The sequence below is a fragment of the Peribacillus sp. FSL P2-0133 genome (assembly GCF_037975445.1).
In the GTDB taxonomy this organism is placed as follows: domain Bacteria; phylum Bacillota; class Bacilli; order Bacillales; family DSM-1321; genus Peribacillus; species Peribacillus simplex_E.
In genome coordinates, this window is record NZ_CP150254.1 from 959,263 (window position 1) to 971,972 (window position 12,710).

11 protein-coding genes and 1 riboswitch are annotated in these 12,710 nt (G+C 38.9%); of the genes, 6 read left to right on the top strand and 5 right to left on the bottom strand.

Annotated features, from left to right (window positions below; genetic code table 11):
* Positions 1-535: 535 nt before the first annotated feature.
* Positions 536-1,867 carry an amino acid permease gene (locus MKY17_RS04575; RefSeq protein WP_098373399.1) on the bottom strand — a complete coding sequence of 444 codons (1,332 nt, stop codon included), beginning with the start codon at positions 1,865-1,867 and terminating at the stop codon, positions 536-538.
* Positions 1,868-2,081: 214 nt separating this feature from the next.
* Here MKY17_RS04575 and MKY17_RS04580 point away from each other — a divergent pair, with 214 nt between their 5' ends.
* Positions 2,082-2,354 carry a hypothetical protein gene (locus MKY17_RS04580; RefSeq protein ID WP_098373381.1) on the top strand — a complete coding sequence of 91 codons (273 nt, stop codon included), beginning with the start codon at positions 2,082-2,084 and terminating at the stop codon, positions 2,352-2,354.
* A gap of 99 nt (positions 2,355-2,453) precedes the next feature.
* On the opposite strand, the gene MKY17_RS04585 is transcribed toward MKY17_RS04580, so the two are convergent.
* The 4 genes from MKY17_RS04585 to galU form a co-directional block, all read right to left on the bottom strand.
* Entirely contained in the window at positions 2,454-2,627 is a 174-nt protein-coding gene (locus MKY17_RS04585) for a hypothetical protein (RefSeq protein WP_179891180.1), read from the bottom strand.
* Positions 2,628-2,726: 99 nt separating this feature from the next.
* The gene (locus MKY17_RS04590; RefSeq protein WP_286177222.1) at positions 2,727-4,121 is read right to left on the bottom strand and encodes a cytochrome P450; all 1,395 of its coding nucleotides are present in this window, start codon (positions 4,119-4,121) and stop codon (positions 2,727-2,729) included.
* Positions 4,122-4,316: 195 nt separating this feature from the next.
* Positions 4,317-4,457 (bottom strand): hypothetical protein, encoded by a 141-nt coding sequence (locus MKY17_RS04595; protein ID WP_098373379.1) that lies wholly within the window; start codon positions 4,455-4,457, stop codon positions 4,317-4,319.
* 271 nt (positions 4,458-4,728) lie between these two features.
* Positions 4,729-5,589, bottom strand: coding sequence for a UTP--glucose-1-phosphate uridylyltransferase GalU (gene galU, locus MKY17_RS04600; RefSeq protein WP_098373378.1), 861 nt, complete (start codon positions 5,587-5,589; stop codon positions 4,729-4,731).
* Between the two features lie 168 nt (positions 5,590-5,757).
* On the opposite strand from galU, the gene MKY17_RS04605 reads away from it, so the two are divergent.
* The 5 genes from MKY17_RS04605 (at position 5,758) to MKY17_RS04625 (ending at position 12,709) form a co-directional block, all read left to right on the top strand.
* Positions 5,758-7,431 (top strand): DUF6044 family protein, encoded by a 1,674-nt coding sequence (locus MKY17_RS04605; protein ID WP_098373398.1) that lies wholly within the window; start codon positions 5,758-5,760, stop codon positions 7,429-7,431.
* A 15-nt stretch (positions 7,432-7,446) separates the two neighbouring features.
* Positions 7,447-8,469: a glycosyltransferase family 2 protein gene (locus tag MKY17_RS04610; RefSeq protein WP_098373377.1), complete on the top strand. Its 1,023-nt coding sequence runs from the start codon at positions 7,447-7,449 to the stop codon at positions 8,467-8,469.
* Positions 8,429-8,884, top strand: a complete 456-nt coding sequence (locus tag MKY17_RS04615; protein ID WP_098373376.1) for a GtrA family protein — start codon at positions 8,429-8,431, stop codon at positions 8,882-8,884. Before MKY17_RS04610 ends, MKY17_RS04615 begins: the two co-directional genes overlap by 41 nt.
* Positions 8,885-9,241: 357 nt before the next feature.
* Positions 9,242-9,386: riboswitch (cyclic di-AMP (ydaO/yuaA leader) on the top strand.
* A gap of 138 nt (positions 9,387-9,524) precedes the next feature.
* Positions 9,525-11,351 (top strand): APC family permease, encoded by a 1,827-nt coding sequence (locus MKY17_RS04620; protein ID WP_098373375.1) that lies wholly within the window; start codon positions 9,525-9,527, stop codon positions 11,349-11,351.
* A gap of 503 nt (positions 11,352-11,854) precedes the next feature.
* A complete protein-coding gene (locus tag MKY17_RS04625; protein WP_098373373.1) occupies positions 11,855-12,709 on the top strand; it encodes a RhaT/GlcU family sugar-proton symporter in 855 nt (284 codons plus the stop codon).
* Position 12,710: the final 1 nt, after the last annotated feature.

Sequence of the window (12,710 nt, forward strand, 5' to 3'; positions counted from 1 at the left end):
GTCCAAATTTGTTTCCCTTTTATTCTTCAGAAAAAAGTTGCAGTTGATTTCAGAAATCCGCTCCCTTTCCGCCGACTGTCTGCCAATCCTCATCAAAGCAAGCGGCTGTGGAGTCTCGACTAGCCAGTTTTATTCGGCAGGGGTGTCGCAAATTTCTTCAATTCAAAGAGGGTTTGATCCCAAAGGGCATAACCCAAGTTTGTTTTAAAATCATGGTTAGGGGTGAGACCATTTCTATTGATGGAACCGCCAGACTGTAGACAAATTTAATGAACCGCCAGTTGGCCTATAGTTTTAAAAAAACATTCCAGTTGATTGAAACGGAAGGTACGAGACTCCTGCGGGAAAAGCGAGTGCAAGGGAGACCCCGTAGGTGCAAAGGCGCCAAGAAGGCTTCCGGACCGCCGGGTTCCCTACGTTCCAATCGACGTTCAAATTGTTCTAGCACTAAAAAGACTGTAGACAAACTCGACTTTCATCGAGTTTGTCTACAGTCTCAAATCCTCTATTAAAATTAAGAGGGGTTATAATATTTCTATTTTTTTCGTTTGACAATAAAAGAGAGAAGGATGAATATTGCTAACGTGACAAGACACACTGTGGTCCCAATGATGTTTTGCTTATTAAAGATAAATGCCAAAAAGATAATGCTTAAAGCAGTGATGGCTAATATAGTTGTATATGGGTACCATTTTACCCGGAAACCTGGTTTACCAGTGTATTGATTACGCAGCTTCAATTGCGCGGAACAAATGCTGATCCATAATAATAAAACTGTGAATCCAGGAATGGCCATAAGGTAGCTTAAAATCAGGTCGGGAGTCAAATAGGATAAAAATACACCAGCCAATATACATAATGTAGTTAAAAATATACCATTAAGCGGGATACCCTTTTTGGTTGTTTTTAAAAATGCCTTAGGCGCTTCCCCATTCTGGGAAAGAGTGAACAATGTCCTTGAGGTAGCGTATATACCTGAATTTGCAGCTGATAACACAGCGGTTAAAAGAACGAAATTCATAATATCGGCTGCTCCGGGAAGACCCGATAAGCTGAAAACCTGAACGAAAGGACTTACTTCAGTGCTTACCTGGTTCCAAGGTATTACCCCACAAATAATAAGTATCGGCAAGACATAGAAAAGAATCACCCGCCATACTGTTCCTTTAATTATTTTTGGTATGACCCGCTGACTATCTTTTGTTTCCGTGACGGCTACACCAATTAATTCTGCGCCCCCATATGAAAACATCACCACTAAAAGTGCACTTAACATTCCGTCAATTCCTTTTGGGAAAAAACCACCATGTTCCGTGTAATTAGAAAATGAAGCCGAACTAGGAAAAAGTCCTAGCAGGATCAAAGCTCCTAAAATAATAAAGGCAATTAGGGTTATTATTTTAATTCCCGCAAACCAAAATTCGAGTTCTCCATAGTATTTTACTTGAAATAAATTAATTCCTATTATTACCGAAGCGCAAAGTATGCTTAACAGCCATAATGGCACTGTTGGAAACCAATATTGTAGAAAACTGCCGGCAGCGACTATTTCTACAATGATTACGATAATCCAATTAAACCAATAGAGCCATCCGACTATGAAGGATAGTTGAAACCCAAAAGCTTTATTAATGAGATGTTGTACGTTCAAATTAGGAAAAGCGGTTGCCATCTCTCCTAATGCGGCCATTACAATAAATAACAACAGCCCCCCAATTATATAGGCTATTACAACACTTGGACCTGCCATATTTAATGTATCGGAACTCCCCTTAAAAATCCCTGTTCCTATCATTCCTGCTAAAGCAATGAACTGGACATGCCGCGGCAATAGGCCCTTTTTTAAATCTTGATGAGTCTGCTCCATTTTATTCATGCCTTTCATTCATTATTTTAATAAAATAGTCTATAAATAAAACTAAAAAGTTCTTCTATTATTGAACGCTTTTCCGTACTAAAGTAACTATATTAATATATCATGAATCGGAAAAATGTCAATTTAGGCAGGTGAATTGGAATAGACTCCTAATCAGAAAAGAAGGAGTAGTCTTTATTATCTAAAAATATTTGGAATTTATGAAATGAATCAAACGAAAAGCAAACTGATAGGTGATTTTTTTTGGTATGTAGATGGGTTACACGTTAACCATACTTATACGACGATGGCACAGTTGTTATTAACTAAGCAGATGATGAAAACGGACAAGTGGCGTATGGTCAGCGATGATGATATGGTTTTGAAAGCAGCAACTAAGAAGGCTTTTTCAAAAGAAGAGCACAGTTTAAATAACTGTGCTTTTTTATTGAAATATACTAAAATCACCGCAAAACTCGGTGCAAATAGTTGTACATAATAACATACATTTTTTAGAACAAATAAATCGTTTGAGACAGGTATCAGAACCGGTTACTTTCAAGGTCGGTTTTCTTCAATATAGGAAAATCTAACGAGACTATCCGTTCTCATATAAAAAGAGAATAGGGGCCGCCTGTAGGTTTTCCGTTTCTTGTATCGGTTCAATTTCACTTATAAATTCCAAAAAACCGGTAAATACCTGCGAGGCCATCCCTAAATAGTGCAATTCAGTGTGGATGATTCCATTCTGTGGTGAATGGAGCATATACATATTTTCATCCCTCCTTTCTAAAAAGAATAGGCCAGCCTGTTATAGGAGTTAATCGAACCAATATGAACGTTATTTTTATTTGAGATCATTCATAATACTTCAAAAATAGGATTCTCCAGGTTCGAAGGCTTCTGCATCCCTTTCTTCTATCACCATGCGCAGTCCATTCTTTGGTCTGAGTGTAAGGGCCGGAAGGGGGGTTACTTCATGATGGTCAGGAGCAAGCTTTATCCTATACTGCTTTGCAATGCAGGCCAGGACAAGCACCGCTTCCATCATGGCAAAATGATTGCCAATACAAACCCGAGGTCCTCCGCCAAATGGAAAGTAAGCGAACGCAGGCAGGCTTTTCAAAAAGTTATTTTCAAATCGCTCTGGAATAAATGATTCAGGTTGATCAAAATACTCTGGATTATGCTGCATCACGTAAGAACTTATTAGAATCATATCGCCTTTTTTGAAGCGATATCCTCCTATTACGACATCCTCCGCCACATCACGGGATAAAATATACGATGGCGGATAAACGCGAAGTGTTTCATGAATGATATTTTGAGTGTATGGTAATTTCATGAAATCTTCAGCCTTGGGTGTCCGGTGACCGATAATGCTATTCACTTCACTGAAAAGCTTGGATTGAATTTCTGGGTGTTTCGAAATTTCATACAGTGCCCAGGAAAGAGCAGTTGCTGTCGTTTCATGACCGGCAAGAAAAATAGTCATTAATTCATCACGGACCTGAAGGCTTGTCATACCCAATCCGTCTTTGTCATCACGGGCGTCTATCAGGATTCCAAGCATGTCTTCATGTTTTACTGTGTCGTTCTTCCGTTTTTCAATTATGCCGTAAATCACTTTATCAAGCCTTTGTATCGCCTTTTTATATTTACGGTTGATTTTAGTCGGTACCCATAATGGCATACGAAAAATCTTTCTCATCCTTTTGACTGTTATTCTTAATGCGGTTTCCAGCGGTTTTCCAACAATTTCATACCCACCCTTGAATTCCATGCTGAACATGGTCTTGCTGACTATCCCGAGAGTGATGTTCATCATATCCTTCGTTATAATCCGTTCATCATCATGTTGCCAAGTTGATATATAATCCATTGTGGTATCAATCATATCCTTGGCGTATTGGCTAATATGAGTCTTTTTGAAAGAGGGTTGGATAAGCCTTCTCTGTCGCATATGAAAGTCTTTTTCGCTTGTAAGTAGACCTTCACCGACAAGCGGTTTTAAAACATTGAAGTCCCTGGATTTGACGAAGGATTTTTGTTTTGTTACGAGTATTTGTTTTATTAAATCAGGATTTGAAATGTGATAAACATTATGGAATGGTCCAAAACGGAATTTAGCGACTTCCCCATATTCCTTGGCCAAGCGGGTCAGAAAGCCAATGGGATCAGTTTGAAACTCCTTTGTATGTCCGGAAATCAGCCTTCCTTTTGGAACCTTTGGAGAAGTGCGGTAGACATCATCAGCGTGGCTCAATGTAGTTTTTCCCCTTTCTATAAAATAATTACATGTAATCATTCTATGAGGATAAGCTAAAACGGTTTGGACAAGTTGTTATAGAAAGGGGAAATAATTCTATGGGGAAAATAAAGTTTCATAAGTTAGCAAAAAAAACTCTGGATGAATAGAGCCAGAGTCTTTCATAAACGCTTTGGATTAATGATGTGGGATTCAAGTTCTTTCTTGATCGTCCCCATGCAGGAAACGATCATTCTTTTCATTAATGGGCCCGCCAAATTGTGCATTGATTTCCTTAACCACTTGATCTAAAAAATCATCGGATATTATTGGAGTATTAGTTTTTTTGTGCATGTGTTTTTCAACAGCCCTTTCTGGAAATCGTCGTTAGGATCAATAATGAAGGATACGTTATCAACATAACCTCCCTGATTAAAAATTATTCTTTCTATGTCGAACATTTTCACTTGCTTTTACATTTCACGGAAGCGTTTATAATAAACAGTTATATTTTGCTTAGAGATTATGGTAAGGGATATGTTAGTGGATCATTTTACAACCAAAGGCGTGAACCCGAAATAGCCCAATCACCTCTAGGTAATTGGGCGGGGGTATATTAATTTCATTAAGGGAACAGCTGCCTTAAATATGTTATTAGCTGATCACGAAGTTCAGGTCGTTTCATGGCGAAATCTAATGAAGCTTGGAGGAAGCCGAATTTATCGCCGACGTCATATCGATTTCCTTCGATGATATACGAGTATAATGGTTCCTTTTCTAACAAAAGGTCTAAAGCTTCGGTAAGCTGGATCTCCCCCTTCCGATCGGGCTGTACGGTTTCAAGGATTTCAAAAATCGCAGGTGATAAAATATATCGGCCAATAATCGCCTGTGTTGATGGTGCATCCTCCACTTTTGGCTTTTCCACCAAGTTTCTTACCAGAAATAAATCCTCATATCGTTCTTGGAAATTTACGATCCCATACTTGGAGACATCTGCAGGTGACACTTCCTTACATCCGATAATACTCGTACGAACCTTGTTATACTGTTCCATTAACTGCTTCAAAGCTGGAACCTGGCTATCCACGATATCGTCCCCTAACAGGACGGCAAAAGGTTCGTCTCCGATAAAAGTTTTGGCACATAAAACCGCATGCCCCAGACCTAAAGGTTCCTTTTGTCTTACATAGTGGATATCCACCATGTTGGAAATGTTCTCCACGATGTTAAGCAGATCATTTTGACCTTTCATTTGCAGAAGCATTTCAAGTTCAATTGATTTATCGAAATGATCTTCAATGGCACGTTTGTTTTTACCCGTAACGATGATAATATCTGTAATCCCTGATTGTACCGCTTCCTCGATAATATATTGAATGGTCGGCTTATCGACAATCGGCAGCATTTCCTTTGGTTGAGCTTTCGTGGCAGGTAAAAATCGTGTTCCTAAACCGGCTGCTGGAATCACCGCTTTCTTTATCATAGCCCAGCCCCTTTTTAAGGTTCTTTAATATGCTTTTTGTTCTACCCTTCATTTTATGTGGTCATTGGTTGACCTATTTCAAAATAGGTTAAAATAAATCCCTGAAATAGAATAGATTTACCTTTGAAGCAAATATTATGGATATATGAATTTGGTCAAGAGGTGTATATTTTGCCAATTGAAAATCAAGAGAGAGTTCAAATCCTTTTTGCCTTACTCGTCATTTTTTTATATCTTTCTCCTTTATTCATCCTTGGAGAAAATGCGCATATTCGCGTACATGATAATTTGGATTCCAACCTTGCCTGGTATAAAGTCCTTTCAGAAAGCGGTGAGTTATTCGGTGCAATAGACGCCAAAGTTCCCCAGATTATGAATGGGCTGCCCCGAAATGCTTTTGGCAGTGAGTTCAGTATTATCGTGTGGCTTTATGCTCTTTTTCCGACAATGGTTGCATATGCAATAAGCCAGGCGATAACAAGGTTTATTGCATTCTTTGGTATGTATATCCTATTAAAGAAACATTTGATTACAGGAAGCCGATCAGGCTGGATTAGGGTTGGAACATCCTTAGCCTTTGCCCTTACCCCATTTTGGCCATCGGGAATGCTCAGTACACTTGGGATGCCGCTTGCACTTTGGGCTTTTTTGAATATTCGCAGCAAGGACCATTCTTGGAAGAATTATTTGGTCCTTACACTTTTACCGCTTTATTCAAGCATCGTGCTTGGCTTTTTCTTTTTTCTTGTTGCAATGGGGTTTCTATGGCTAACGGATGTGATCAGGAGAAAAGGGTGGAATATAACGTTTCTTCTTTCAATCGTGTATATGACCGTCATTTTTGGAATGGTGGAGTATCGTTTGGTCGCTTCATTCATTTTTGATTCGGAGCCAAACAGCAGAGATGAATATTTTCACGCAAGGCTGCCCCTCGAGTGGGTCATTAAGCTTACATTCAAAAATTTCGTTCTTGGCCATACGCATGTCATGACTGTACATGCGCTTATCATCCTGCCGATTACCATCTTTGCCCTTTATATTATTCTGACCAAAAAACTGTGGAGACAGGAAAAGGTATATGTTTTTTTATTTTGCTTGAATTTTATCCTCTCAGCATGGTACGCATTTTGGTTTTATAAAGGCTGGCTTCCTTTAACGGAAAGGTTTCACACTCTGGATACCTTTAATTTTGCAAGATTTCACTTTTTAAGGCCGATGGTAATTTATATGGGGTTTGCCCTCGCGGTAAAAATCATTTGGGAACACAGCGATTATGCTAAGAAAACCCTTTCTATTTTCATCGCCGTTCAAATTATTGTCTTAATGGGCTTCAATGAAGAAATCACTCATAATAAAAAACCTTCTTTTAAAGAGTTCTATTCAGAAAGCCTTTTTCAGGAAATAAAAGATCATATTGACCTTCCGCAGGAAGAATATCGTGTTGCCAGCATTGGGCTGCATCCCGCAATTGCTCAATTTAATGGATTTTACACGCTAGATAGCTATAACAATTTCTATCCGCTTACTTACAAACATCAATTTCGTCAAATAATTGAAAACGAATTGGCTAAGAATAAAAACATCAGAATCTACTTTGATGAATGGGGAGGACGTTGTTACCTATTTACCGATGAGCTTGGGAAGCATTATATGTTCAAGAAAAGCTCGAAGAAAGAGCTGGAAAATTTAGACCTTAATATGGATGCGTTTAAAGGATTAGGTGGCAAGTATATATTTTCTGCCCTACCAATCAAGAACGCGAAGGAAAACGGATTGGTACTAGATAGGAGTTTCACGAAAAAAGGAAGCGTGTGGAAAATTTATTTATACAGAGTCATGTGAAAAGGGGGGAATAGAGTGAATTCACCGATACTAACGATTGTTGTACCTTGTTATAACGAAGAAAGCGTATTGCAGGATACCATTACCCAACTTTGTGGATTGGTGAGGGGGTTAGTCGAAGAAAACGTTGTTTCTGGTCAAAGTAAAATTCTACTGGTTGATGATGGAAGTAAAGATCAAACATGGAAGATCATTTATAAGGAAACGATTAATAATGAACTTGTTCGTGGGCTAAAGCTTTCCCGGAATGCAGGACATCAAAATGCACTTCTGGCAGGATTGTTTACAGCCAAAGAAGCCTCGGATTGTGTGATTTCCATTGATGCAGATTTACAGGATGATATTCAAGTCATCCCTGAATTCATTCGAAAATTCAATGAAGGGTGTGAAATTGTATACGGTGTCCGCCAGAAAAGGGATCTTGATTCATTTTTTAAACGAACATCTGCAACTGGTTTTTATAAAATGATGAACAAGATGGGGGTTAACCTTGTCTATAATCATGCCGATTTCCGGCTAATGAGTAAGAGGGCGATCGCGGAGTTGGAACGATTTGATGAAACGAATCTTTTTTTACGGGGGATCGTACCGCTCATTGGGTTTAAGACGGACTCTGTTTATTATGACCGAAAAGAAAGATTGGCTGGGGAAACGAAATATCCATTTAAGAAGATGGTTGCTTTTGCGCTTGATGGCATTACTTCTTTTTCAGTTACACCGATTCGGCTTGTATTATGGCTAGGATGTCTTTCCTTTTTCATTAGCTTACTCTTTGGGTCTTACTTTTTATGGTTAAAGTTTTATGGGCAGACCGAAACTGGATGGACCTCATTAATCACCTCCATATGGTTGATCGGTGGACTACAGTTGATTGCTGTCGGCTTGATTGGGGAATATATCGGTAAAATCTATAATGAATCCAAACGCCGGCCTAAATATATAGTTGATCTGGATCTATTTAATCCGCTCGATTTAAAAAAACGGGAGCAACTAGACAATGAACGGAACAGTATTGAAAAACTATCTAAAACACACTAACTCCTTTATCCGCTTTTTATTGGTTGGGATAGTCAATACAGCGCTTGGACTTTCCATCATGCTTTTTCTCATGAATGTTCTTGAATTCTCTTACTGGGTCTCCACCTTTATCGGTAATGGTACGGGAGCTGTAACGAGTTTTCTTTTGAACAGAACTTTTACTTTTAAAAGCGATATAGAATGGCGGAGAGGAGTTGCACGTTTCTTTTGCGTCATCCTGATTTGTTATTCCGCCGCATATTCTTTAGGCCAAGCTATTGCAGAATCAATGGAAGGATCCGTTCATTTACCCATACAACAAAATGTGGCTGTGCTGATAGGAGCAATTTTTTACACAGTTCTTAACTATATTGGCCAGAAATATTTTGTCTTTAAAAAAAGCAATTTGAGACCAATTCAAGAAGGAAGGAACTAATTAGGGTGGATCAGTGGGATAATGCCCCCGGTTGTACGAATAAAGGGGAATCGAAAAGCGAAAATCAATGCAAGTTTAATGATTCAAGCTGGGGGCAGATTGTTACTATTCGTCCTTCACGATCTCCATGTGGCGATCATTTTTTCCTTTTTCTGACCATCTTTTGTTCATTGACTCCTTGATTTTTTTCTTTTTAGACGTTTACTTACCTTCTTTCCTCCCTTCGAACCATGTGTTTGCATGACTTATGTTATATACGTCAAGAACAAAACTACACCTACAAAGATTATTCTATTAATGTGCAAAATTTTCATTTACTTTTTCATTTCACGGGAGTATGATAATCAACAGTTTCATATTTCTAAATCGCTTAAACCTTATGGTGCGGGGGACCCGTTATTGGGATTGTTACTACAATCCAAGGGGTGAATCCTTTCAAGGTAGGGCTACTCTTAGGTCCGAATCCGACAGCTAACCTCGTAAGCGTTATATGAGAAGGAAGGTGGAGCTTGTTAGACAAAAAAATTAATGTCTACAGGTCTATTTAGCTATGACTTGTAGGCATTTTTCTATTTCGTCTTGTTTTTTGCTACAGCTGGGTAACATAAAATTATAAATTAAATATGGTGGTGAATTCTTGATGTTATCTTCTATAAAGAGGTTCTTGATTGGGAGACCTTTAAAATCAAATGCACTTGGTGAACAAAAGCTTAACAAAACAAAGGCTTTGGCGATTTTATCTTCTGATGCTTTGTCTTCGGTTGCTTATGGACCGGAGCAAATATTAATCGTCCTTATCACGGTCGGTGCTGCGGCATTCTGGTATTCCATCCCTATCGCGATTGGGGTATTGATCCTGTTAACTGCTTTGATTTTGTCCTATAGACAAATAATTTTCGCTTATCCACATGGCGGGGGGGCCTATGTGGTTTCAAAAAACAATTTAGGTGTCAATCCAGGGTTGATAGCTGGAGGATCCTTATTGGTGGATTATATATTAACTGTCGCTGTAAGTGTTTCTGCAGGTACGGATGCCATCACGTCCGCTTTTCCTGGCCTGCATTCATATAATGTCATCATAGCCATCATTTTCGTCATTCTGCTTACAATCCTGAACCTTCGGGGGGTTACGGAGTCGGCCTCTGTTTTGGCCTATCCGGTGTACCTATTCGTTTTAGCATTGTTCATCTTGATTGGTGTCGGGATTTACAAGATTTTGACGGGTGGGGTTTCACCGGAATTGCACACGTCCATCGGGACTCCGGTAGCGGGCATCAGTTTATTTATACTGCTAAGAGCATTCGCATCAGGAAGCTCCGCATTGACAGGAGTCGAAGCGATTTCCAATGCAATCCCGAACTTTAAAGATCCAGCCCCGAATAATGCTGCGAAAACTTTAATAGCCATGGGTTCCTTACTAGCAGTATTATTTTCGGGAATCGTATACTTGGCCTATTATTTAAGCATTGTTCCAAGCGCGGAGGTAACGGTCGTCTCCCAGATTGCTGAAGAGATCTTTGGACGGAATTTCATGTATTTCTTCATTCAAGGTACGACTGCATTGATCTTGATACTGGCAGCCAATACTGGCTATTCGGCTTTCCCTCTGCTTGCGGTAAATCTTGCGAAGGATAAATTCATTCCACGGGCGTTTACGATAAGAGGGGACCGATTGGGGTATTCTAATGGAATTATCATACTGGGACTTGCATCGATCATCTTAATAGTCGCATTTGAAGGACATACAGAAAATCTCATTCCGCTTTATGCGGTAGGGGTATTCATTCCATTTACGTTGTCCCAGACCGGGATGATTGTTAAATGGATTCGCGAAAAGCCAAAAGGCTGGATGATGAAATTAACCATTAATTCAATTGGTGCCATGATTAGCTTTATCGTCACGATGATATTCTTTTTAACCAAATTTACTCAGGTTTGGCCTGTTTTGATTTTTTTACCTATCATCATTTTAATTTTTCATCGAATTAGAAAGCATTATGAAGCAGTTGGTGACCAACTAAGGATTACAACATGTGAGCCGATCTTACCAATTGAAGGAAATATCATCATTGTACCCGTGGCGGGTATAACTCACGTGGTTGAGAACTCTTTAAATTATGCAAAATCTCTATCAGCAAATCAGGTTATTGCCGTATATGTTGCTTTTGAAAGAGAAGATGAAAAGAAATTCGTGGAAAAATGGAAAAAATGGCAACCAGATGTAAGACTCGTTACACTGAATTCTTATTACAGAAGTATCATTCAGCCACTAACTAAATTTGTGGATACGGTTGAACATAAGGCTAGTGAAGCCAATTATAAAGTTACGGTGATTATCCCCCAATTCATTCCAAAGAAGGGCTGGCACAATATACTTCATAACCAATCAAGTTTACTGATTCGCGCCTACTTACTTTATAGAAGAAATGTGGTTGTTACGACTGTGCCATATCATTTGAAGAAGTAAGTTTCATTATCTAAGAAAAGAAGCAAACCTACATAAGGTTTGCTTTTTTTATAATCTTTTTAAAAAAGACAGCAGTAACTTACGCTGCCGATATTTGAGTATGAACATTCATTACCAACTCATAAATTCACAGTAACTATGAGGCCCGTACAATAAAAAGGATTTGCAGTAAGATGTGGGGATACTTCCTCTTTTAAAGCTTTAATTAATGTTAATATAAAACTTTCTCCATCATCATTATCCGTACGACGGCTGTTTAGGAAAGTGATTATTTCAAAGTCGCTGATGATTCGGAAATGGACATGCAACATCATCAACATGGTGGCTAGCATCAATCAGTATCATTAAAAAGGGCTGCGTCTGCAGCCCTTTTTGTGTTGAACACTACTTTAGGGGAAACACTTCATAAAATTACCAAGGGTCAATTCAAATAATGCGAACATATTAAGAAGACAAAATGAAATTTACTGCTTAGTTTGAACTTACATATATGGGGGTTGTAAATGGATATATTATTAGCTCTCTTGCCGGCATTATTCTGGGGAAGCATCGTTTTATTTAATGTGAAACTCGGGGGTGGACCCTATAGTCAAACACTAGGTACAACGATTGGCGCCTTGATTTTTTCAATTGGTGTTTATATTTTCGCAGATATTAAATTGTCACTCCTGGTGTTTGGAGTCGGAGTCGTATCTGGATTGTTTTGGGCTGTTGGACAAGCTAATCAGCTTAAGAGCATTGATTTAATGGGAGTTTCCAAAACCATGCCAATATCAACAGGATTGCAGCTCATTTCAACCACCTTATTCGGGGTCATAGTTTTTAATGAATGGTCTACAATGAAAGCGATTATTTTAGGCGTTTTGGCTTTAGTCTTCATTATTATAGGAATCGTCTTGACCTCCTTGGAAGATAAAGAATCGAAAGAGGGCAAGTCGGGAAACTTGAAGAAAGGAATTGTTATTCTCCTCATCTCGACATTCGGTTATTTGGTTTATGTGGTCGTAGCCCGTCTTTTTGACGTTGACGGGTGGTCAGCGTTGTTCCCTCAAGCGATAGGTATGGTGATAGGCGGTCTGTTATTGACTTTTAAACATAAACCGTTTAACAAATATACGATTCGCAATATCATTCCGGGATTGATATGGGCTGCAGGGAACATGTTTTTATTCATATCCCAGCCCCGTGTGGGAGTGGCTACTAGTTTTTCCCTTTCGCAAATGGGCATAGTCATCTCAACTATTGGCGGGATCATCATTTTACGTGAAAAGAAAACGAAGCGCCAACTAATTGGAATTGTAATTGGAATAATCTTGATCATCATAGCTGGGATTATGCTCGGGTTGGCAAAAAGTTAAT

What these genes read in the sequence shown, in the direction of transcription:
- MKY17_RS04575 (WP_098373399.1), bottom strand. Translation starts at nt 1,867, where the DNA reads ATGGAGCAGACTCATCAAGATTTAAAAAAGGGCCTATTGCCGCGGCAT.
- MKY17_RS04585 (WP_179891180.1), bottom strand. Translation starts at nt 2,627, where the DNA reads ATGTATATGCTCCATTCACCACAGAATGGAATCATCCACACTGAATTG.
- MKY17_RS04595 (WP_098373379.1), bottom strand. Translation starts at nt 4,457, where the DNA reads ATGCACAAAAAAACTAATACTCCAATAATATCCGATGATTTTTTAGAT.
- galU (WP_098373378.1), bottom strand. Translation starts at nt 5,589, where the DNA reads ATGATAAAGAAAGCGGTGATTCCAGCAGCCGGTTTAGGAACACGATTT.
- MKY17_RS04620 (WP_098373375.1), top strand. Translation starts at nt 9,525, where the DNA reads ATGTTATCTTCTATAAAGAGGTTCTTGATTGGGAGACCTTTAAAATCA.
- MKY17_RS04615 (WP_098373376.1), top strand. Translation starts at nt 8,429, where the DNA reads ATGAACGGAACAGTATTGAAAAACTATCTAAAACACACTAACTCCTTT.
- MKY17_RS04625 (WP_098373373.1), top strand. Translation starts at nt 11,855, where the DNA reads ATGGATATATTATTAGCTCTCTTGCCGGCATTATTCTGGGGAAGCATC.
- MKY17_RS04580 (WP_098373381.1), top strand. Translation starts at nt 2,082, where the DNA reads ATGAATCAAACGAAAAGCAAACTGATAGGTGATTTTTTTTGGTATGTA.